Here is a 21,444-nt window from a genome sequence, read left to right as displayed (position 1 = left end):
ACGCCGCGCGGGTGCGGGCCTGCTCGGTCCCGCACCCGCGCCGCCGCTTCCTCGTTAGGCCGCGGACGCCTTGCGGCGCCCTGCCTTCGGCTTCTCCTCGGTCGCCCGACGCGCCGCCGCGGACCGGCCCTTCGTCCCCTTGCCCGCCTTCGCCGCCGGGGCCGACGCCTCGGAGGTCGTCGGCGCGGGCCCGACCGGCACGGGGTCGTTCCCGTCGAGGATCTCCGCGAGGAAGCGCCCGGTGTGGCTCGCCTCGACGCGCGCGACCTGCTCGGGAGTGCCCTGCGCGACGACCTTGCCGCCGCCGGAGCCGCCCTCGGGGCCCATGTCGACGACCCAGTCCGCGCTCTTGATGACGTCGAGGTTGTGCTCGATGACGAGGACGCTGTTGCCCTTGTCGACCAGCGACTGGAGCACGCCGAGCAGCTTGCGGATGTCCTCGAAGTGCAGGCCCGTCGTCGGCTCGTCGAGCACGTAGATCGTGCGACCCGTCGAGCGCTTCTGCAGCTCGCTCGCGAGCTTGACGCGCTGCGCCTCGCCGCCCGACAGCGTCGGGGCGGGCTGCCCGAGCCGGACGTAGCCCAAGCCGACCTCGACGAGCGTCTTGAGGTGCCGCGAGATCGCGGGCACGGCGGCGAAGAACTCGGCTGCCTCCTCGATCGGCATGTCGAGGACGTCCGCGACGGTCTTCCCCTTGAAGTGGACCTCGAGCGTCTCGCGGTTGTAGCGCGCGCCGTGGCACACCTCGCACGGCACGTAGACGTCCGGGAGGAAGTTCATCTCGATCTTCAGCGTGCCGTCGCCCGAGCACGCCTCGCAGCGGCCACCCTTGACGTTGAACGAGAACCGGCCCGGCGTGTACCCCCGCACCTTGGCCTCGGTCGTCTCCGCGAACAGCTTGCGCACGTGGTCCCACACGCCGGTGTACGTCGCGGGGTTGGACCGGGGCGTGCGCCCGATGGGGCCCTGGTCCACGTGCACGACCTTGTCGAGGTGCTCGAGACCGGTGACACGCGTGTGCCGGCCCGCGACCTGGCGGGCCCCGTTGAGCTCGTTGGCCAGCACGGTGTAGAGGATCGAGTTCACGAGCGTCGACTTGCCGGAGCCCGAGACGCCCGTGACCGCGGTGAACGTCCCGAGCGGGAAGCTCACGTCGATGCCCGTGAGGTTGTGCTCGCGCGCGCCGACCACCTTGATCTGGCGACCCGGGTCGGTCGGGCGCCGCTGCGCCGGCAGCGGGATGCTGCGGCGCCCCGACAGGTACGCGCCCGTGACGGACTCCGGCGCCTCGAGCAGGCCCGCGTAGTCGCCCGAGTGCACGACGCGCCCGCCGTGCTCCCCCGCACCCGGGCCGATGTCGACGACCCAGTCCGCGGTGCGGATCGTGTCCTCGTCGTGCTCGACGACGATGAGCGTGTTCCCGAGGTCGCGCAGGCGCGTGAGCGTCTCGATGAGCCGCCGGTTGTCGCGCTGGTGCAGACCGATGCTCGGCTCGTCGAGCACGTAGAGCACGCCGACCAGGCCGGAGCCGATCTGCGTCGCGAGCCGGATACGCTGCGCCTCGCCGCCGGAGAGCGTCGCGGCCGGCCGCTCGAGCGAGAGGTAGTCGAGGCCGACGTCGAGCAGGAAGCCGAGCCGCGCGTCGATCTCCTTGAGAACCTCGGTCGCGATGGCACGCTCGCGCGAGCCGAGCTCGAGCGACCCGAGGAACGCCGCGGCCTCGCGCAGGGGGAGCCGGCACACGTCCCAGATGGACCTGCCACCGACCTTGACCGCGAGCACCTCCGGCTTGAGGCGGGCCCCCTCGCACACGGGGCACGGGACCTCACGCATGAAGGCCTCGTACTTCTCCTTCGACCAGTCCGACTCGGTCTCGGTGTGCCGACGCTCGAGGAACGTGATGACGCCCTCGAACCCCGTCGAGTACTGCCGCTCACGGCCCCAGCGGTTCTTGTACCGCACGTGGACCTGGTGGTTCTGGCCGTGGAGCACGGCCTTCTTCGCCCGCTCCGGCAGCGCGCGCCAGGGCGTGTCCATGGAGAACCCGAGGTCGTCCGCGAGCGCCGTGAGCACCCGCTCGAAGTACTCCGACGAGATCTGCGCCCACGGCGCGACCGCGCCCTCCCGCAGCGACTTCTCGACGTCCGGGACGACGAGGTCCGGGTCCACCTCGAGACGGAACCCGATGCCCGTGCACTCCGGGCACGCGCCGTACGGCGCGTTGAAGGAGAACGTGCGCGGCTCGATCTCGTCGAGCGCGAGCTCGTGGTCGTTCGGGCACGCGCGCTTCTCCGAGAAACGGCGCTCCCGGGCCGGGTCGTCCGCGTCCGCGTCGACGAGCTCGACGACGACGAGCCCGCCCGCGAGCCCGAGGGCCGTCTCGACGGAGTCGGTGAGCCGGCGCTGGACGCCCTCGCGCGCGACGAGACGGTCGACGACCACCTCGATGTCGTGCTTGAGCTTCTTCTCGAGCGCCGGGACGTCCGTGAGGGTGCGCACCTCGCCGTCGACGCGGGCGCGGGCGAAGCCCTTGGTCTGGAGCTCCTTGAAGAGCTCGGAGTACTCGCCCTTGCGGCCGCGCACGACCGGGGCGAGGACCTGGTAGCGCGTGCCCTCGGGCAGCTCGAGGAGACGGTCGACGATCTGCTGCGGGGTCTGCGCGGTGACGCGCTCGCCGCACACCGGGCAGTGCTGCGTCCCGGCGCGCGAGAACAGCAGGCGCAGGTAGTCGTAGACCTCGGTGATGGTGCCGACGGTCGAGCGCGGGTTGCGGTTCGTGGACTTCTGGTCGATCGAGACCGCGGGCGACAGGCCCTCGATGAAGTCGACGTCCGGCTTGTCCATCTGGCCGAGGAACTGGCGCGCGTACGCGGACAGCGACTCGACGTACCGGCGCTGCCCCTCCGCGAAGATGGTGTCGAAGGCGAGCGACGACTTGCCCGAGCCGGAGAGCCCCGTGAAGACGATGAGCTTGTCGCGCGGGAGGTCGAGGTCGACGTTGCGCAGGTTGTGCTCGCGGGCACCGGAGATGACGAGGCGATTGCTCACCGCAGCATCGTACGGCCGACCACCGACACTCGCACAGGTGTTCGACGTCACCTTCGCACCGCACGCGGCGAATGCTCACGAGCAGGGCACGCACGGGCTCCTCGCCGTGACCCGCGTCACCGCGGTGCCGGGTCTCGGCACCCTGTCCGTGGCGGCGGGCGGCACACTGGGCGCATGACGTACACCGGACAGGTCGCCGTGGGCGGCCCGCACGACCTGCGACGCCTGGACGAGGTCGAGATCCGCAAGCTCGCCGTCGGGCCGCTCGCCAACGACGTCTATCTCCTCACGTGCCGGCGCACCGGGGCCCAGCTGCTCGTGGACGCCGCCGACGCGGCCGACGACGTGCTCGCCCTCGTGCGGGACGGCTCGCCGTCGGGGCGGCTCGACGGCGTCGTCACGACGCACCGGCACGCCGACCACCTCCGGGCGCTGGCGGAGGTCGTCGCCGCCACGGGCGCGTGGTCGGCCGCCGGTCAGGCCGACGCGGACGCGGTCGCCGCGGCGTCCGGCGTCCCGGTCGCCCGGGTCCTGCGGCACGGGGACGTCCTGCGGGTCGGCGCGCTCGACCTCGAGGTCGTCGCGCTGCGCGGGCACACGCCGGGCTCCGTCGCGCTCGCCTACCGCGAGCCGGACGACGCCACCGGGCCCGAGGCCGTGGCCGGCCGGGTGCACCTGTTCACCGGGGACTCGCTGTTCCCCGGCGGCGTGGGGAACACCGACCGGGACCCGGCGCGGTTCGCGAGCCTGCTGTCGGACGTCGTCGCGCGCGTCTTCGACCGGTTCGACGACGCCACGTGGGTCTACCCCGGTCACGGCGCCGACACGACGCTCGGTGCCGAGCGGCCGCACCTCGCCGAGTGGCGCGAGCGGGGCTGGTAGCGCGGGGCTCGTAGCGGGCGGCAGGGAGCGGGCGCGGCCGAGGCGCGGACCCGACCGCGCGGCGTCGGGACGGCCTGGTTCACTGGCTCCATGCCGATCCACGCCGTCACCTACGTGTACGCCGACCGCCCCGCCGAGCTCGACGCCCTGCGACCCGAGCACCGCGCGTTCCTCCGCGCCCTGCACGAGCGCCGCACGCTCCTCGCCTCCGGCCCCCTCCCCGCCCACGAGGACGCACCCGCCGGAGCGCTGCTCGTCCTCGACGGCGAGACGCCCGACGACGTCGCCACGTTCCTCGACGAGGACCCCTTCGCACGCGCGGGGCTGGTCGCCGAGCGCACTGTCCGCCCGTGGTCGCCGGTGATCGGCGACTGGGCGGACCGCGTCTGAGCCAGGCGTGCGCTCGCTGCCCTCGCCCCTGGCCGGGTACCGCCGCTAGCGCGCGGCGCTCCCGCGGGGGCCCGCGCCGCCCTGCGGCGGGGTCTCCCCCGCCGCGGGCGCCTCGTCGGTCACGGTCTCCGTGGCGTCCTCCGCGGACGGCGCCGCGGTGCCGGGCTCCACGACGCCCGACGACGCGCCCTGCGCGTGCAGCGCACGGGTGCGCAGCAGGCTCGCGACGGTCGTCACCGCGAGCGCCCCGACGATCACCACGAGCGAGAGCCAGATGGGGACCGTCGGCACCGCCTCGAGGTGCTCGCCGCCGTTGATGAACGGCAGCGTGTTCTCGTGCAGCGCCTCGAGGATGAGCTTGACGCCGATGAAGCCGAGGATGACGGCCAGCCCGATCGGCAGGTAGACGAGCCGCTCGAGCAGGCCCCCCAGCAGGAAGTAGAGCTGGCGCAGGCCCATCAGGGCGAACACGTTCGTCGTGAAGACGATGAACGGGTCCTGCGTGAGCCCGAAGATGGCAGGGATGGAGTCGAACGCGAACAGCAGGTCGGTGCTGCCGATCGCGAGGAACACGACGACGAGCGGCGTGAAGACTCGCTTGCCGTCCTCGACCGTGCGCAGCCGGCCGCCGTCGTACCGGGTGCCGAGCGGCAGGACCCGGCGCAGCGCCCGCACGGCCCGGTTCTCGTGGTACTCCTCGGGTTCGTCGCCCCCCGCCACGAGCTTGATCGCCGTGTACACGAGGAACGCGCCGAACAGGTAGAACACCCACACGAACTGCGAGATGATCGCCGCGCCCGCCAGGATGAACGCCCCCCGCAGGACGAGCGCGACGATGATCCCGACCATGAGGACGCGCTGCTGCTGCTCTCGCGGGACCGCGAAGCGCGCCATGATGATGACGAACACGAACAGGTTGTCCACGGAGAGGCTGTACTCCGTGAGCCACCCCGCGTAGAACTCCCCGGCCGGGGCCGCGCCCCCCACCGCTCCGACGACCGCCCCGAAGACGAGCGCGAGCGCGACGTAGAACCCGACCCACAGCGCGCTCTCGCGCATGGACGGGACGTGCGGCCGGCGCCCGACGACGAACAGGTCGACGAGGAGCAGGACGGCGAGCGCCGAGAGCGACGCCCACTCGAACCAGACGGGGAGTTCGTGAACCATCGGTGGCTAGCCCTCCGAGATCTCGGCCTCGCGCCGACGGTCGGCGCGGTCCTTGGCCAGGCTCGCGATCGTGGTGATCGCGAGCACGACGACGATGAACCCGAGGGACAGGGCGGTCGGGATCTCCGGGATGACGGTGATGTGCTCACCGCCGTTGATGAACGGCACCTCGTTCTTGTGCAGCGCGTGGATGAGCAGCTTCACGCCGATGAAGCCGAGGATCGCCGCGAGGCCGTAGGCGAGGTAGACGAGGCGGTCGAGCAGGCCGTCGATGAGGAAGTAGAGCTGGCGCAGGCCCAGCAGCGAGAACGCGTTGGCCGCGAACACGAGGTACGTCTCCTGCGTGAGGCCGAAGATCGCGGGGATCGAGTCGACGGCGAAGAGCAGGTCCGCGCTGCCGATCGCGATCATCACGATGAGCATCGGGGTGATGAAGCGCTTCCCGTCGATCTTGGTCGTCATCTTGTCCTCGACGTACGTCTCCGTCGTCGGGAACAGGCGGCGGGTCAGCTTGAGCGCGCCGTTCTCGTGGAACTCCTCGTCGTGGCCGGAGCCCGCCTTCACCTGCGTCCACGCCGTGTACAGCAGGAACGCGCCGAAGACGTAGAAGATCCAGCTGAAGTTCTCGATGAGCGCCGCGCCCAGGAGGATGAAGATCGTGCGCAGGACGAGCGCGATCGTGATGCCGATCAGCAGGACCTTCTGCTGGTACAGCCGCGGGACGCGGAAGCTCGTCATGATGAGCACGAAGACGAAGAGGTTGTCGACCGACAGGCTCTTCTCGGTGATGTAGCCGGCGAAGTACTCGCCGCCGTACGTCGAGCCCCAGACGGCCCAGACGATGCCGCCGAACAGCACCGCGACGGCGACGTAGCCCGCGGACCACCAGCTGGCCTCGCGCAGGCTCGGGGCGTGCGGCGTGCGCACGTGCCCGACGTAGTCGACGGCGAGCATCGCGAGGATCACGCCGATGGTGACGAGCCAGGCCCAGACGGGGACGTCCATGCAGAAACCTCCGGTACGTAGCACTGAGTACCGAAGGTCTCTTCCGCCACGCACCGCCACGCGCGCGTCCGTGACGCGGGCTGGTAGTTGCGGGACCGGTGACACCGGGCCGACGACTGCGCCGACCGTGATGACGACATCACCGCGGAGGAATACTCCCCTTCAACGAGGAGCCAGCATAGGCCATCGCTCCTGCTCGTGTGACAACACCACGCCACCGCGGACTGTTCCGCGGGCGCGCCCACGACGACGCCGGGCCGGTCCCCAGAACCGATCAGGCCGTCGCCGCGTGCATCTGGCGCAGCTCCTTCTTGAGCCCCGAGATCTCGTCACGCAGCCGCGCCGCGAGCTCGAACTGGAGCTCGCCCGCGGCCGCGTGCATCTGGTCGCTCAGCTCCTGGATAAGCTCCGCGAGGTCGCTCGCCGCGGCGCCCGCGAGCCGGTTGCCCGACGACGCCCCCTCCTTCGGCCCGCCCGGCACCGGAGCCTTGCCCTTCGCGCCCTTGCCCGGCTGGCGGTAGCCGCCGGCCAGGAGCTCGGCGGTGTCCACGTCCTCGCGCGCGAGCATGTCCGTCACGTCGGAGATGCGCTTGCGCAGCGGCGTCGGGTCGACCCCGTGCTCGGTGTTGTACGCGATCTGCTTCTCGCGGCGGCGCTCGGTCTCCTCGATCGCCGCGGCCATCGCCGGCGTGATCCGGTCCGCGTACATGTGCACCTGGCCGGACACGTTACGGGCCGCGCGGCCGATCGTCTGGATGAGCGACTTGGGCGAGCGCAGGAAGCCCTCCTTGTCGGCGTCCAGGATCGCGACGAGCGAGACCTCCGGCAGGTCGAGACCCTCGCGCAGCAGGTTGATGCCGACGAGCACGTCGTACTCGCCGAGGCGCAGCTCGCGCAGCAGCTCGACGCGGCGCAGCGTGTCGACCTCGGAGTGGAGGTAGCGGACCCGGACGTCCTTCTCGAGCAGGTAGTCCGTGAGGTCCTCGGCCATCTTCTTGGTGAGCGTCGTGACCAGCACGCGCTCGTCGCGGTCGACCCGCTCGCGGATCTCGTGCAGGAGGTCGTCGATCTGGCCGGTGGTCGGTTTGACGATCACCTCCGGGTCGACGAGGCCCGTCGGGCGGATGATCTGCTCGACCACGCCGTCCGCCATCGAGAGCTCGTAGTCACCCGGCGTGGCCGACAGGTACACCGTCTGGCCGATGCGCTCGACGAACTCCTCCCACCGCAGCGGGCGGTTGTCCATCGCGCTCGGCAGGCGGAACCCGTGGTCCACCAGGCTGCGCTTGCGCGACATGTCGCCCTCGAACATCGCCCCGATCTGCGGCACGGTCACGTGCGACTCGTCGATGACGAGGAGGAAGTCCTCCGGGAAGTAGTCGAGCAGCGTGTTCGGAGGCGAACCCGCCTCCCGGCCGTCGATGTGCCGGGAGTAGTTCTCGATCCCGGAGCACGTGCCGATCTGGCGCATCATCTCGATGTCGTAGGTGGTGCGCATGCGCAGGCGCTGTGCCTCGAGCAGCTTGTTCTGCCGCTCGAGCTCGTCGAGCCGCTCCGCGAGCTCGGCCTCGATCGAGGAGATCGCGCGCTCCATGCGCTCCGGACCCGCGACGTAGTGCGTCGCGGGAAACACGTGGATGCTCGGTTCGGAGCGGATGACCTCGCCCGTGAGGGGGTGCAGCGTCTGGATGCTCTCGATCTCGTCGCCGAAGAACTCGATGCGGACCGCGAGCTCCTCGTAGACCGGGATGATCTCGACCGTGTCGCCGCGCACGCGGAACGTACCGCGCGTGAACGCCATGTCGTTGCGCGTGTACTGCATGGTGACGAACTGCCGCAGCAGGTCGTCGCGCTCCACCTGCATGCCGACGTCGAGGCGCACCATCCGGTCGACGTACTCCTGCGGGGTGCCAAGACCGTAGATGCACGACACCGACGCCACGACGACGACGTCCCGGCGCGTGAGCAGCGAGCTCGTCGCGGAGTGTCGCAGCCGCTCCACCTCGTCGTTGATCGACGAGTCCTTCTCGATGTAAGTGTCCGTCTGCGCGATGTACGCCTCGGGCTGGTAGTAGTCGTAGTACGAGACGAAGTACTCGACCGCGTTGTTCGGCAGCAGCTCACGGAACTCCGTGGCGAGCTGGGCGGCGAGCGTCTTGTTGGGGGCCATGACGAGCGTGGGGCGCTGCAGCTCCTCGATCAGCCAGGCCGTCGTGGCGGACTTCCCCGTACCGGTGGCGCCGAGCAGCACGACGTCCTTCTCGCCCGCGCGGACACGCTGCGAGAGGTCCGCGATGGCCGTGGGCTGGTCGCCCGACGGCTGGTACTCGGAGATGACCTCGAACGGAGCGGTGGCGCGCTGGAGATCGGTCACGGGACGCATGGGTCCACGGTACGTCCAGCCACCCACATCGTTCGCGGGAGCGCCTCGACCGACCGCGCGCCACCTACACCCGACTTCACCCGCGCGCAATTTGGAAGGCGTGGTGCCGAACCCCTAGTGTTCCCTCGACCTGCCCGCTCCCCGACGCCCGTGGAGCCCCGGTGACCGGCCGGCCGTGGGCGTCGCGACCCGCGCGCAGCTCTCGTCAGCACGGCCACCGACCCCTCGACCTGGAGCCCTCATGCGCCTGCACCCCGCGCGCCCCCGCGGAATCCCCCTGCTCGCCCTCACGACCCTGGCCCTCACGGCCGGCCTCGCCGCGCCCGCGAGCGCCACCCCTGCCGTGGACGCGGACGACGTCTGCTCCGCGGACGCCACGACCCGCCCCGTCGGCGTGTACGAGCTCACGGCCGTGGAGGACACGGGGGTCGGCATCTGGGCCGGCGGCGGGCTCACCGTCACGACCGCGACCGAGCTCGAGGGCCGCGTCGTCGTCGGCGGGAACGCCGACCTCGCCGGGGCGGGCTCCCTCAACGTCGGGACAGCGGGCGGCGGCGGCTCGGGGATCACCCCCGCGGGCGGGACCGACATGCTCGTCGTCGGCGGCGACCTCGCCACCGCGCGGAACACGCAGGTCGGGTTCCACGCGTCGCGCGGCGGGAACGTCGTCGTGGGCGGCACGATCACGGGCGCCGCGCCGAGCACGGAGAGCGCGAACGCGCTCGGCACGCACGGGTCCGTGCGGCAGGGCGTGGGCCGGGACGCGGCGCTCGCGCCCTACGACGAGCTCCCCGCGCTCGTCGACGGCATCGCGGCCGACGCCGTCGACGGCGCCGAGGCGGTCGCCCCCGAGAACGGCGTCCTGACCCTCGAGGCGGGCGCGCGGTACGCGCTCACGGCGGAGGGTGCCGCGTCGCTGCGCGAGCTGCACGTCACGGGCACCGGCCCGGTGCTGCTCAGCGTGAGCGGCTCCACGGTGCGCATCCCGTCCCTCGCATACGTCGCGTACGACGGCGTGCGCCTCTACCAGGCGACCCAGTACCTGTCGTCGCACTTCCTCTGGGCGTTCCCGGACGCGACGCAGGTCGCGCTCGGCACGAACGACCAGTTCCCCGGCACGATCGTCGTCCCGCGCACCGACGCGACGCTCACGGTCTCCACGTCGACCAACGGTCGCGTCCTCGCGAACGGGGCGGTCGCGTACACCGGCGGGGCCGGCATCGAGCACCACAACTACCCGTTCGCGGGCCCGTGCGAGCCGGTCCCGGTCGTCACGGAGCCCGAGCCGGAGCCGTCGCCCGAGGTGCCGACCCCGGGCGACACCGCGACGACGACGCCCCCCACCGCCGCCGAGACCCCCGGTGCCGAGGCGCCGGGCGAGCCTGCGGCGGAGAGCACGCCCTCCCCGGAGGCGACGCCCGTCGCGAGCGCGGACCCGACGCCGTCGGCCGCGCCCACCGGGGAGGCGGCGCCGGGGAGCGGGCTGGCCTCGACCGGCGCGTCCGTCGTCGTGCTCGCCGTGGTGGCGGCGCTGCTGCTCGCGGGGGGCGCGACGCTGCTCGTCGTCGTCGCCCGACGCCGCGCGGCGAGCTGACGTCCGCGGCGCCGGGGCCGGCAGGAAGACCTGTCGGCCCCGGCGCCCGCTCAGCTCACGGTGCCTGCGGCGACACGCGGCTCGGGCGCGCCGCGCAGAGCCTGGCGGACGACGGCGGCGACGGCCGTCACCTGGTCCTCGACCGGCAGCACACGGGCCTCCGGCACGTGGAGGAAGCCCGCACGGCGACCCGGTACGGAGCCCCAGTGGTGCATGAGGGCGTAGAACACGTCGTTGCACACGTACGTGCCCGCCGTCCCGGACACCTCCACGGGGACGCCGACCTCCCGGACCGCGAGGAGCGACGCCTTGAGCGGGAGCGTGGACCAGCGCCCCACGGGCGCCCCCGGCACGACGGGGACGTCGACCGGCTGCGCTCCGGCGTTGTCGGGGATCCGGGCGTCGCGCACGTTCACGGCCACGCGTTCGAGGCGCACGCGCCCGGAACCGCCCGCGAGCCCCAGCGCGACGACGACCTGGGGGTCGTGCTCGCGGACGGCAGCCTCGAGCGCGGGCCAGGCACCGGCGAACGTCACGGGGAGCCGCACGGCGACCACGCGGTCCCCCACGAGGTCCTCGCCGCGCGCGGCGAGCCGCTCGGCCGTCTCCCAGGAGGGGTTCGTCGCGTCGCCGCCGAAGGGCTCGAAGCCGCTCACCACGACCGTCACGCCTCGCGCTCCTCGATCTCCGCCCGCGCCTCCGCGTCGACCTCCGCGCGCACACGCGCCCAGAGCGCGTCGACCTGCGCGCGCAGCGCGTCGGGCTCGCCCGACCCGTCGAGGGTGACGTCCGCGGCCGCGAGCCGGGCGGCGTCGTCGGCCTGCGCGGCGAGCCGCGCACGCGCCTCGTCCTCGCTCAGCCCGCGCGACGAGACGAGGCGGTCCACCCGGACGTCCTCGGGCGTGTGCACGACCACGACGCAGTGGAACCGCGCCGGGTCGCCCGTCTCGACGAGGAGCGGGATGTCGTGCACGACGACGGCCCGCGGGTCGGCCGCGCCGGCGGCGGCCTCGCGCTCGGCGGCGAGCCGGCGCACCTCGGGGTGGACGATCGCGTTGAGCCGCTCGCGCGCGGCGTCGTCCCCGAACACCACGCGCCCGAGCGCGGGCCGGTCGAGCGCGCCGTCCTCGTCGAGCACCTCGGGGCCGAACGCCTCGACGACCTCGTCGAGCCCGACGGTGCCGGGCGCGACGGCGTCGCGCGCGAGGGCGTCGTAGTCGACGACCACCGCGCCCAGCTCGGCGAAGCGGGCGAGCGCGACGGACTTCCCCGCTGCTATTCCTCCGGTCAGGCCGATGCGAAACATGCGTCCATCCTGCCAGCCGGCGCACGGCACCGCGCCGGGGCACGCGCCGGTCACCGCGGGACGCTCAGCCGCGGGACCTGGCTCCCGTGGACTGCTCGGGGCTGGCGTCGCCGCCGGGCCGCTCGCCCGCGACGGCGCGCAGGAGCCGGAGCAGCTCGGCACGCTCGTGCGCGTCCAGGCGGGCCAGCAGGGTGCCCGCGCTCGAGGAGCGCTCCGCCCCGACCTGCTCGACGACCTCACGCCCACGCGGTGTGAGCTCGACGAGCGTCGCGCGCCGGTCCTGCGGGTCGGGGGTGCGACGCACGAGACCGGCCCGCTCGGCGTCGTCGACCTTCGAGGTGACCGAGCGCGGCGCGACGTCGAGGGCCGACGCCACCGCGCCGAGCCGGCACGGTCCGTCGCAGCGGGAGAGGAAGCGCAGCATCCGGAACTGGCCGGGCGTCGTCCCCGCGGGCTCGAGCCGCTCGCTCGCCTCGCGGCGCACGCTGCGCAGCGCGGCGTGCAGGAGCGCGAGGAACTCCCCCGCCTCGTCGGTGGAGGCGGCCTGGCCGCCCGGAGGTACGCCCGGCGTGGCAGGCTGGCTCGGGTCGGTCGTCACGAGGCGAGCGTACCGAAACCGGGCTCACTTGTGGTATCGGCTCATTGTGAGTTAGACTCACTATCGAATCGCGCGAGCGATCCTCGGACCGCGCCCGCCGGACGGCCACCGCCGCCGCGGACGACGCGCCCCTCCCCCACCCAGGAGGCCTCATGTCCTTCCCCTCACCCCTCCCCGGCCACGGCGGCCCGCGCGGCATGCGCTCCTTCCGCCAGGACTCCTCCGTCACCTCCCGGCGGCTGCACCGCGGCACGATCCGCCGGGTGCTCGCGTTCGCCCGGCCCTACCGGCGCCAGCTCGCCGCGTTCCTCGTGCTCATCTCCGTCGACGCCGCCGCGGGAGCGGTCACCCCGCTGCTCTTCCGGCGCATCATCGACGACGGCATCACCGCCGGGGACGTCGGCCTCGTCGTCGCCCTCTCGGCCGTCGCGGCCGGTCTCGCCGTGCTCTCCGGCGCGCTCGGCGTCGCGCAGCGCTGGTTCTCCTCGCGCATCGGCGAAGGGCTCATCGTCGACCTGCGCACCGCCGTCTTCGACCACGTCCAGCGCATGCCGCTCGCCTTCTTCAGCCGGACGCGCACCGGTGCGCTCGTCCAGCGTCTCAACGGCGACGTCCTCGGCGCGCAGCAGGCGTTCACGTCGACCCTGTCGAACGTGTTCTCCAACCTGCTCACCGTCGTGTTCGTGCTCGCCGCGATGCTCTCGATGTCGTGGCAGCTCACGCTCCTCGCGCTCACCCTCCTGCCCGCCTTCGTCCTGCCCGCCCGCTGGGTCGGCAAGCGCCTCGCCGCGATCACGCGCGAGAGCTACGAGCTCAACGCCGAGGCGGCGCAGACGATGAACGAGCGCTTCAACGTGGCGGGCGCCCACCTCGTCAAGGTGTTCGGCGACCCGGACCGCGAGTCGTCCCGGTTCGCCGCCCAGGCGCGCCGGGTCCGCGACATCGGGGTGCGCCAGGCCATGTACGGGACCGTGTTCCGCGTCGGGCTGACCGTCGTCGCGTCCGTCGCCGTCGCGATCGTCTACGGCCTCGGTGGCGTCATGGCCATCTCGGGCTCGCTCACCGTCGGCACCGTCGTCGCGCTGACCGCCTACCTGGGCCGTCTCTACGGCCCCCTCACGGCCATGTCGAACGTCCAGGTCGACGTCATGACTGCGCTCGTCAGCTTCGAGCGCGTGCTCGAGGTGCTCGACCTCGAGCCCACCGTGACGGACGCCCCCGACGCCGACGACCTCGCCGCGGACGTCGCACGCGAGGGCGCGAGCCTCGAGCTCGACGGCGTGACCTTCCGCTACCCGAGCGCGGCCGAGGTCTCCCTCGCCTCGCTCGAGTCCGTGGCGGTGGAGGGCACCGACCCGACGACCGACACGCTCCACGACGTCTCGTTCTCCGTGCCCGCGGGCGCGATGGTCGCGCTCGTCGGGTCGTCCGGCGCGGGCAAGACCACCGTGTCGCAGCTCGTGACGCGCATGTACGACCCGAGCGCCGGCCACGTGCGGATCGCCGGTCGCGACCTGCGCGACGTCACGCAGGAGAGCCTGCACGACGCCGTCGGCGTCGTCACGCAGGAGGCGCACCTCTTCCACGACTCGATCGCGGAGAACCTGCGGTACGCCAAGCCCGACGCGACGGACGCCGAGCTCGAGTCCGCGCTGCGCCGTGCGCACGTGTGGGACGTCGTCGCCGCGCTGCCGTCCGGCATGGACACCGTCGTGGGCGACCGCGGCTACCGGATGTCCGGCGGCGAGCGGCAGCGCCTCGCGATCGCGCGGGTGTTCCTCAAGGCCCCGCAGCTCGTCGTCCTCGACGAGGCGACGGCGCACCTCGACTCGGACTCCGAGGCGGCGGTCCAGGCCGCGCTCGCCGAGGCGCTGCGCGGGCGGACCTCGCTCGTCATCGCCCACCGGCTCTCGACCGTCCGCGAGGCCGACCTCATCGTCGTGCTCGACGCCGGCCGCGTCGTCGAGACGGGCACGCACACCGAGCTCCTGGCGCGTGGCGGACGCTACGCCACGCTCTACCGGACGCAGTTCGCCGACTCGCCCGCGCCGTCGGGCACCGACCCGGCCACCGTCCCGGCCCCCGAGCCGGCGACGGCAACAGCCTGACCGCCCACCGCCGACCAGGCGGTCCCAGCTCGTCGACCAGGCGGTCCCGGCTCGTCCGCGGCCGCTGACGGACCGGAACCACCTGGTCGGCGCCGTGGGTGCCAGGGTGCGTGCGTGCGGACATGGCGAAGGCCCGCCACCCCGAGGGGTGGCGGGCCTTCGTCTGCTCAGCGTGGCGTCCCGCGCGGGGCCGCCGGCCGGGTCAGTTGCCCGTGAGCTTCTCGCGGAGCGCGGCGAGCGCCTCGTCCGACGCGAGCGTGCCCGTCGCCTCGGCGGCCGGGGCCGACGAGTAGGACGTGCTGGAGGACGACGACGAGCTCGAGGAGCTCGTGCTCTCGCCCGACGCGGCGTCGTAGTCGGCCTTGACGGCCTCCGCGACCTGCTTGCGGTGCGCCTCCCAGCGCTCGTGCGCCTTGGCGTACTCCGCCTCCCACGCCTCGCGCTGCGCCTCGAAGCCCTCGAGCCACTCGTTGGTCTCCGGGTCGAAGCCCTCGGGGTACTTGTAGTTCCCCTGCTCGTCGTACTCGGCGGCCATGCCGTAGAGCGCGGGGTCGAAGTCGTCCGACTCCGGGTCCACGCCCTCGTTGGCCTGCTTGAGCGACAGCGAGATGCGGCGGCGCTCGAGGTCGATGTCGATGACCTTGACGAAGACCTCGTCACCGACGTTGACGACCTGCTCCGGCAGCTCGACGTGGCGCACGGCCAGCTCCGAGATGTGCACGAGGCCCTCGATGCCGTCCTCGACGCGCACGAACGCACCGAACGGGACGAGCTTGGTGACCTTGCCCGGCACGACCTGACCGATCGCGTGGGTCCGAGCGAACGTCTGCCACGGGTCCTCCTGCGTCGCCTTCAGCGACAGCGAGACGCGCTCGCGGTCGAAGTCGACGTCCAGGACCTCGACCGTGACCTCCTGGCCGACCTCGACGACCTCGGACGGGTGGTCGATGTGCTTCCAGGACAGCTCGGAGACGTGCACGAGACCGTCGACACCGCCGAGGTCCACGAACGCACCGAAGTTGACGATCGAGGAGACGACACCGGGGCGCACCTGACCCTTCTGCAGCGTCTGCAGGAAGGTGGAGCGGACCTCGGACTGCGTCTGCTCGAGCCAGGCACGGCGCGAGAGGACGACGTTGTTGCGGTTCTTGTCGAGCTCGATGATCTTCGCCTCGATCTCCTTGCCGACGTACGGCTGGAGGTCGCGGACGCGACGCATCTCCACCAGGGAGGCCGGGAGGAAGCCACGGAGGCCGATGTCGAGGATGAGACCACCCTTGACGACCTCGATGACGGTGCCGGTGACGACGCCGTCCTCCTCCTTGATCTTCTCGATCGTGCCCCAGGCGCGCTCGTACTGGGCGCGCTTCTTGGACAGGATCAGACGGCCTTCCTTGTCCTCCTTCTGGAGGACGAGGGCCTCGACCGCGTCGCCGACGTTGACGACCTCACCGGGGTCCACGTCGTGCTTGATGGACAGCTCGCGGGAGGGGATGACGCCCTCGGTCTTGTAGCCGATGTCGAGGAGGACCTCGTCGCGGTCCACCTTGACGATCGTGCCTTCGACGATGTCGCCGTCGTTGAAGTACTTGATGGTCGCGTCAACGGCGGCGAGGAAGTCCTCCTCGGTGCCGATGTCGTTGACGGCAACCTGGGGTGCGGACTTCGCGGGGGTAGAGATGGTCATTGAGTTCGATGCTCCGATGCGGACAGGTGTAGTCGAGCGGGTAGGGTTTCTCGGCGCGTCTCCCACCGACGCCCCCGGACGCTCCGACGCCGTGGTCGACGTCGTGGCTCGGGATGAAGGCGGGCGCAGCGCACCGCCGTCCACCTTATCCGGGTGTCACCCCGGCGGTCAACGCGGTCTCGCGCCCCCCGCCGGGGCGTCCCGGCTACCGGTTCCGCGTCACGCGAGCACGCGCGCGACGCGCAGCAGCTCTTCCGGGACCCGCTTGGGGCGGCCCGCGACCTCCGCCAGCGGCACGAGCTCGACGCGCTCGCCCCGCAGCGCCGTCATGACGCCCGACGTCCCCGCGCTCACGGCGTCCACGGCCGCGACGCCGAAGCGGCTGCCGAGGATCCGGTCGGTCGGCGTCGGCTCTCCGCCGCGCTGCACGTGCCCGAGCACCGTGAGCCGGGTGTCGAACCCGGTGCGCTCCGCGATCTCGGCGCTCACGCGCTCCCCGATGGACCCGGCGACGATCTCGCCGAACCGGCCGAGCTGCTGCGTGAACTCCATCGACGACCCCTCGCGCGGCACGGCGCCCTCGGCCACGACGACGATCGAGAAGTTCGCGTGGGCGCGGTGCCGGTGCCGGAGGAACTTCACGACCTGGTCGATGTCGAACGGCTGCTCCGGCGCGAGCACGACCTCCGCGCCGCCGGCGATGCCCGCGTTGACCGCGATCCAGCCGGCGTGGCGCCCCATGACCTCGACCACCATGACGCGGTTGTGGCTCTCCGCCGTCGTGTGCACGCGGTCCAGCGCCTCCGTCGCGATGTTCACGGCGGTGTGGAACCCGATCGACAGGTCCGTGCCCTCGACGTCGTTGTCGATCGTCTTGGGGATGGCGACGATCTTCACGCCCGCCTCCGCGACGCGGCTCGCCGCGTGCAGCGTGCCGTCGCCGCCGATGCAGATCAGCGCGTCGAGGTGCTCTGCCTCGACGGTCGCGAGCACGGCGTCCATGCTGCCGTCCTCCTCGCGCGGGTGGAACCGCGCCGTGCCGAGCAGCGTGCCGCCCACGGGTAGGACGTTCCGGATGTCCTGGCGGCCGAGCGGGTGCACGTCGCCGTCGACGACGCCGCGCCAGCCGTTGCGGAAGCCGATGATGGTGTGCCCGTACTCCCCCGTCCCCTGCTTGACCACGGCCCGGATCGCCGCGTTCAGGCCGGGGCAGTCGCCCCCGCCGGTGAGAAGTCCGATGCGCACCTGTTCCTCCGTCTCGTCGTCGCGTCGCGCGTCCTCGCGCGCATGCCGGGCGTCGACGGAGGTGCCGACCTCCGCGGCACCGCGTCACCCTCAACCCTAGCCACCCCCGCGCGACAGGTCACCGCCCGTCCCGGTCCGCGGGCACGCCGACGACCAAGGTCCCGACCGGACGGGCCGTGCGGCGGGCGCCCCGTGTTCGGTCGCCGGCCCGTTCCCGCCCGCAAGGACGCCGACGTGAGGCCGACGGCGGTGGGCGGCTGCGGTGGGCGGTGGCGGCGGTGGCCGACGGCGGTCGGCAGCGTCGGTGGGCGACGGCGGTCGGCAGCGTCGGTGGGCGACGGCGGTCAGCGGCGTCGGTGGGCGACGTGGTCGTCGAGGTGCCGGGCGGCATCGCGGTGGACCGGGAGAATGGGCGCATGAGCGCGTCCTCCTCGTCCGTGCCGCCCTCCGCGGCCATCCCGCCCGGGCCGACCGCCGACGCCGGCTACCGCGACGTGCCCGCGTCCGAGGGCGGACGTGCCGGCCGAGAGTGGTGGGACGCGAACGCGCAGGAGTACCTCGACGAGCACGGGTCCTTCCTCGGCGCGGCGGACTTCTGCTGGTGCCCGGAGGGCCTGCGGGAGCGCGACGCGCGGCTGCTCGGCGACGTCGCCGGGCGCCGCGTTCTCGAGGTCGGCGCGGGCGCGGCGCAGTGCTCGCGCTGGCTCGTGACGCAGGGGGCGAAGGTCGTCGCGACGGACGTGTCCGCCGGCATGCTCGCCGCGGGGGCGGCCCTGGACCGGGCGACGGGCGTGCGCGTCCCGGTCGTCCAGGCCGACGCGCGCCGGCTCCCGTTCGCCGACGCCACGTTCGACGCGGCGTTCACGTCGTTCGGCGCGATCCCGTTCGTGCCCGACGCGGCGGCCGTCCACCGCGAGGTCGCGCGCGTGCTGCGGCCCGGCGGCACGTGGACGTTCTCGGTGACACACCCGACCCGGTGGGCGTTCCCCGACGACCCGAGCGAGCACGGGCTGACCGCGAACCGCTCCTACTTCGACCGCAGGCCCTACGTCGAGACCGACGCCGCCGGCCGGGTCGTCTACGCCGAGTACCACCGCACCCTGGGCGACCACGTGCGCGAGGTCGTCGCCGCCGGGCTGGAGCTGCGCGACGTCGTCGAGCCCGAGTGGCCCGCCGAAAACTCCGAGGTGTGGGGCGGCTGGGGCCCGGTGCGCGGCGCCTACCTGCCCGGGACGGCGATCTTCCGCACGCGCCTCCCGGGCTGAGTCGCCTGGATCAGTGGCCCGCCTCGTGCCACGTGGCCCCGACGCCGACCGAGACGTCGAGCGGCACGTCCAGCTCGGCGGCCGCGCCCATCTGCGTGCGCAGCACCTCCTCGACCGCGTCGCGCTCGCCCGGAGCCACCTCGACCACGAGCTCGTCGTGCACCTGGAGGAGCAGCCGCGACCGGAGCCCGCGCTCGTCGATCGCGCGCTGCACGTTGAGCATCGCGACCTTGATGATGTCGGCCGCGCTGCCCTGGATGGGCGCGTTGAGGGCCATGCGCTCCGCCATCTGGCGGCGCTGCCGGTTGTCGCTCGTGAGGTCGGGCAGGTACCGGCGGCGCCCGAGGATGGTCGCCGTGTAGCCCGTGGCCCGCGCCTCGTCGACGACGCCCGTGAGGTAGTCGCGCACGCCGCCGAAGCGCTCGAAGTAGTCGTCCATGAGCTTCTGGGCCTCGCCCACCTCGATGGTGAGCTGCTGCGAGAGCCCGAACGCCGACAGCCCGTACGCGAGGCCGTACGACATCGCCTTGATCTTCGAGCGCATCGCGGGCGTGACCTCGGCCGCCGGGACCTCGAACACGCGCGACCCGACGTAGGAGTGCAGGTCCTCCCCGGACCGGAACGCCTCGATGAGGCCCTCGTCGCCCGAGAGGTGCGCCATGATGCGCATCTCGATCTGGCTGTAGTCAGCCGTCATGAGGGTCTCGTAGCCCTCGCCGACGACGAACGCACGCCGGATGCGCCGGCCTGCCTCGGTGCGGATCGGGATGTTCTGCAGGTTGGGGTCGGTCGAGCTGAGCCGGCCCGTCGCCGCGATCGTCTGCTGGAACGTCGTGTGGATGCGGCCGTCGTCGGCGACGGACTTCAGCAGCCCCTCGACCGTCTGGCGCAGCCGCGAGGCGTCGCGGTGCGCGAGCAGGTGCTCGAGGAACGGGTGCTGCGTCTTGACGAAGAGGTCCGCGAGCGCTGACGCGTCGGTCGTGTAGCCCGTCTTGATCTTCTTCGTCTTGGGCATCCCCAGCTGGTCGAACAGCACCTCCTGGAGCTGCTTGGGAGAGCCCAGGTTCACCTCGCGCCCGATGACGGCGTACGCCTCCGACGCGGCCGTCGCGACGAGGTCGCCGAAGTGCTGCTCGAGCTCGCGCAGGTACGTGACGTCCGCCGCGATCCCACGCTGCTCCATGCGCACGAGCACCTGGGACAGCGGCAGCTCGAGGTCGGCGAGGAGCGTCGTGGCCCCCCGGTCCTCGAGCTCCCCCGCGAGGACCTCGCCGAGCTGGGCGACGGCGAGGGCACGCACCGCGTCCCGCTCCTGCTCGCCGCTGCCGTCGAGCGAGAGGTCGAGCGCGCCCTGGGCGTCGTTGCCGGCCTCGGTGTCCGGGCGCAGCTCACGGTGCAGGTGCCGCACGACGAGGTCGCCCAGGTCGTAGCCGCGCTGGTCGGGGTGGCACAGGTACGCGGCGAGCTCCGTGTCGAACGTGACGCCGGCGAGGTCGTAGCCCCGCGCCGCGAGCTCGTGCCAGGCCGACTTCGCACCGTGCACGACCTTGGGCCGCTCCGGGTCGGCGAGCCACGCGGCGAGCGCCTCGTCGTCGGCGCCCGCCACGTCGGCGAGCTCGAGCGCGACGGCCGCCCCCGCGTCGTCGGACACCGCGAGGCCCCAGGCGTCCCCGCCGCCCGGAACGGCCTTGCCGGCCACCTCGACGCCGAGCGGGCGCGCGCCGTGCTCGGTCAGCCAGGCGCCCAGGCCCCCCGGCAGGACGGTGGCGAGCGCGACGTCGAACCCCGCCTCGGCCTCGACCTCGCCCTCGGGGGCGATCGCGAAGAGCCGGTCGCGCAGGGCGCGGAACTCGAGGGCGTCGAGCACGCGGTGGGCGGCCTCGCGGTCCCAGGGACGGGTCGCGAGGTCGTCGGGGCCGACGGGCAGCTCGAGGTCGAGCAGGAGCGCGTTGAGCTGTCGGTTGAGGCGGACCTGGTCGAGGTGCGCCCGGAGGTTCTCCCCCGCCTTGCCCTTGATCTCGTCCGCGTGGTCCAGCAGGCCGTCCAGGTCGCCGTACGCCGTGATCCACTTGGCGGCCGTCTTGGGGCCGACGCCGGGGATGCCCGGCAGGTTGTCGGACGTCTCGCCGACGAGGGCGGCGAGGTCCGGGTAGCGCTCGGGCGGCACGCCGTACTTCTCGACGACGGCGGCGCTGTCCATGCGCGCGAGCTCCGAGACGCCCTTCTTCGGGTAGAGCACCGTGACGTCCGGGCCGACGAGCTGGAACGAGTCCCGGTCCCCCGAGCAGACGAGCACCTCCATCCCGGCGGCGGCGCCCTGCGTCGCCAGGGTGGCGAAGATGTCGTCGGCCTCGTAGCCCTCGCGCTCGAGCGTGGGGATGTGCAGCGTCTCCAGGATCTCCTTGATGAGCGGCACCTGGCCCCGGAACGGCTCGGGCGTGGACTCCCGTGTGCCCTTGTAGCTGGGCAGGATCTCGGTGCGGAAGGACTGGCGCCCGGCGTCGAACGCGACGGCGACGTGCGTGGGCTCCTCGTCCCGCAGGAGGTTGATGAGCATCGAGGTGAACCCGTAGACCGCGTTCGTGTGCTGCCCCGTGGTCGTCGAGAAGTTCTCCGCCGGGAGCGCGAAGAACGCGCGGTAGGCCATGGAGTGTCCGTCGATGAGCAGGAGGCGAGGTCGCGCGGAGGTCGTCACGGGTGCCAACCTATCGCCCATGACCCACACGCACGGCTCCGACCAGAACGCCGCCCCGACCGGGACGCCGT

General features: G+C 72.7%; 16 protein-coding genes. 6 read left to right on the top strand and 10 right to left on the bottom strand.

The window, feature by feature from the left end; translation table 11 throughout:
• Positions 1-54: 54 nt before the first annotated feature.
• Positions 55-3,048, bottom strand: a complete 2,994-nt coding sequence (uvrA, locus tag ABIE39_RS03035; protein ID WP_175008472.1) for an excinuclease ABC subunit UvrA — start codon at positions 3,046-3,048, stop codon at positions 55-57.
• A 37-nt stretch (positions 3,049-3,085) separates the two neighbouring features.
• On the opposite strand from uvrA, the gene ABIE39_RS03030 reads away from it, so the two are divergent.
• The 3 genes from ABIE39_RS03030 to ABIE39_RS03020 all read left to right on the top strand — a co-directional run bounded on the left by ABIE39_RS03030 (position 3,086) and on the right by ABIE39_RS03020 (position 4,320).
• Positions 3,086-3,226, top strand: a complete 141-nt coding sequence (locus ABIE39_RS03030; RefSeq protein ID WP_354050383.1) for a hypothetical protein — start codon at positions 3,086-3,088, stop codon at positions 3,224-3,226.
• Entirely contained in the window at positions 3,223-3,930 is a 708-nt protein-coding gene (locus tag ABIE39_RS03025) for an MBL fold metallo-hydrolase (RefSeq protein ID WP_354050381.1), read from the top strand. Before ABIE39_RS03030 ends, ABIE39_RS03025 begins: the two co-directional genes overlap by 4 nt.
• 90 nt (positions 3,931-4,020) lie before the next feature.
• Positions 4,021-4,320, top strand: coding sequence for a YciI family protein (locus tag ABIE39_RS03020; RefSeq protein ID WP_354050380.1), 300 nt, complete (start codon positions 4,021-4,023; stop codon positions 4,318-4,320).
• A 45-nt stretch (positions 4,321-4,365) separates the two neighbouring features.
• On the opposite strand, the gene ABIE39_RS03015 is transcribed toward ABIE39_RS03020, so the two are convergent.
• The 3 genes from ABIE39_RS03015 to uvrB all read right to left on the bottom strand — a co-directional run bounded on the left by ABIE39_RS03015 (position 4,366) and on the right by uvrB (position 8,875).
• Positions 4,366-5,487 (bottom strand): TerC family protein, encoded by a 1,122-nt coding sequence (locus ABIE39_RS03015; protein WP_354050378.1) that lies wholly within the window; start codon positions 5,485-5,487, stop codon positions 4,366-4,368.
• A 6-nt stretch (positions 5,488-5,493) separates the two neighbouring features.
• Complete coding sequence (locus ABIE39_RS03010) at positions 5,494-6,492, bottom strand: TerC family protein (protein WP_175010030.1); 999 nt, start codon at positions 6,490-6,492, stop codon at positions 5,494-5,496.
• Positions 6,493-6,766: 274 nt separating this feature from the next.
• On the bottom strand, positions 6,767-8,875 hold the full coding sequence (uvrB, locus tag ABIE39_RS03005) for an excinuclease ABC subunit UvrB (RefSeq protein ID WP_175010031.1): 2,109 nt from the start codon (positions 8,873-8,875) through the stop codon (positions 6,767-6,769).
• 241 nt (positions 8,876-9,116) lie between these two features.
• Between uvrB and ABIE39_RS03000 the strand changes: the two genes are divergently transcribed.
• Positions 9,117-10,469 (top strand): choice-of-anchor A family protein, encoded by a 1,353-nt coding sequence (locus ABIE39_RS03000; RefSeq protein ID WP_354050376.1) that lies wholly within the window; start codon positions 9,117-9,119, stop codon positions 10,467-10,469.
• 50 nt (positions 10,470-10,519) lie between these two features.
• Here ABIE39_RS03000 and ABIE39_RS02995 read toward each other — a convergent pair whose 3' ends face one another.
• From ABIE39_RS02995 to ABIE39_RS02985, 3 genes are all read right to left on the bottom strand, one after another.
• Complete coding sequence (locus ABIE39_RS02995) at positions 10,520-11,137, bottom strand: pyroglutamyl-peptidase I (RefSeq protein ID WP_354050374.1); 618 nt, start codon at positions 11,135-11,137, stop codon at positions 10,520-10,522.
• On the bottom strand, positions 11,134-11,775 hold the full coding sequence (gene coaE / locus ABIE39_RS02990; protein WP_175010034.1) for a dephospho-CoA kinase: 642 nt from the start codon (positions 11,773-11,775) through the stop codon (positions 11,134-11,136). Before coaE ends, ABIE39_RS02995 begins: the two co-directional genes overlap by 4 nt.
• A gap of 64 nt (positions 11,776-11,839) precedes the next feature.
• Positions 11,840-12,373, bottom strand: a complete 534-nt coding sequence (locus ABIE39_RS02985; protein ID WP_175010035.1) for a MarR family transcriptional regulator — start codon at positions 12,371-12,373, stop codon at positions 11,840-11,842.
• Positions 12,374-12,525: 152 nt separating this feature from the next.
• On the opposite strand from ABIE39_RS02985, the gene ABIE39_RS02980 reads away from it, so the two are divergent.
• Positions 12,526-14,481, top strand: coding sequence for an ABC transporter transmembrane domain-containing protein (locus ABIE39_RS02980; RefSeq protein WP_175010036.1), 1,956 nt, complete (start codon positions 12,526-12,528; stop codon positions 14,479-14,481).
• 202 nt (positions 14,482-14,683) lie between these two features.
• Here the strand turns inward: ABIE39_RS02980 and rpsA are convergent, their stop codons facing one another.
• Positions 14,684-16,168, bottom strand: coding sequence for a 30S ribosomal protein S1 (gene rpsA / locus ABIE39_RS02975; protein WP_175010037.1), 1,485 nt, complete (start codon positions 16,166-16,168; stop codon positions 14,684-14,686).
• A gap of 219 nt (positions 16,169-16,387) precedes the next feature.
• The gene (locus tag ABIE39_RS02970) at positions 16,388-17,413 is read right to left on the bottom strand and encodes a 6-phosphofructokinase (protein ID WP_034651013.1); all 1,026 of its coding nucleotides are present in this window, start codon (positions 17,411-17,413) and stop codon (positions 16,388-16,390) included.
• 416 nt (positions 17,414-17,829) lie between these two features.
• Between ABIE39_RS02970 and ABIE39_RS02965 the strand changes: the two genes are divergently transcribed.
• The gene (locus ABIE39_RS02965; RefSeq protein ID WP_354050371.1) at positions 17,830-18,678 is read left to right on the top strand and encodes a class I SAM-dependent methyltransferase; all 849 of its coding nucleotides are present in this window, start codon (positions 17,830-17,832) and stop codon (positions 18,676-18,678) included.
• Positions 18,679-18,688: 10 nt separating this feature from the next.
• On the opposite strand, the gene polA is transcribed toward ABIE39_RS02965, so the two are convergent.
• On the bottom strand, positions 18,689-21,394 hold the full coding sequence (polA, locus tag ABIE39_RS02960) for a DNA polymerase I (protein WP_354050369.1): 2,706 nt from the start codon (positions 21,392-21,394) through the stop codon (positions 18,689-18,691).
• Positions 21,395-21,444 lie beyond the last annotated feature (50 nt).

Source organism: Cellulosimicrobium sp. 4261 (assembly GCF_040546915.1).
GTDB lineage: Bacteria > Actinomycetota > Actinomycetes > Actinomycetales > Cellulomonadaceae > Cellulosimicrobium > Cellulosimicrobium cinnabarinum.
The sequence above is the reverse complement of the archived record's forward strand: the minus strand, read 5'-3'. Positions and strand labels throughout refer to the sequence as shown.

Bases quoted from the DNA above. Each gene is read 5' to 3' on its own strand.
- ABIE39_RS03025 (WP_354050381.1), top strand. From the start codon at position 3,223: ATGACGTACACCGGACAGGTCGCCGTGGGCGGCCCGCACGACCTGCGA.
- ABIE39_RS03020 (WP_354050380.1), top strand. From the start codon at position 4,021: ATGCCGATCCACGCCGTCACCTACGTGTACGCCGACCGCCCCGCCGAG.
- ABIE39_RS03015 (WP_354050378.1), bottom strand. From the start codon at position 5,487: ATGGTTCACGAACTCCCCGTCTGGTTCGAGTGGGCGTCGCTCTCGGCG.
- ABIE39_RS03010 (WP_175010030.1), bottom strand. From the start codon at position 6,492: ATGGACGTCCCCGTCTGGGCCTGGCTCGTCACCATCGGCGTGATCCTC.
- uvrB (WP_175010031.1), bottom strand. From the start codon at position 8,875: ATGCGTCCCGTGACCGATCTCCAGCGCGCCACCGCTCCGTTCGAGGTC.
- ABIE39_RS03000 (WP_354050376.1), top strand. From the start codon at position 9,117: ATGCGCCTGCACCCCGCGCGCCCCCGCGGAATCCCCCTGCTCGCCCTC.
- coaE (WP_175010034.1), bottom strand. From the start codon at position 11,775: ATGTTTCGCATCGGCCTGACCGGAGGAATAGCAGCGGGGAAGTCCGTC.
- ABIE39_RS02980 (WP_175010036.1), top strand. From the start codon at position 12,526: ATGTCCTTCCCCTCACCCCTCCCCGGCCACGGCGGCCCGCGCGGCATG.
- rpsA (WP_175010037.1), bottom strand. From the start codon at position 16,168: ATGACCATCTCTACCCCCGCGAAGTCCGCACCCCAGGTTGCCGTCAAC.
- ABIE39_RS02965 (WP_354050371.1), top strand. From the start codon at position 17,830: ATGAGCGCGTCCTCCTCGTCCGTGCCGCCCTCCGCGGCCATCCCGCCC.
- polA (WP_354050369.1), bottom strand. From the start codon at position 21,394: ATGGGCGATAGGTTGGCACCCGTGACGACCTCCGCGCGACCTCGCCTC.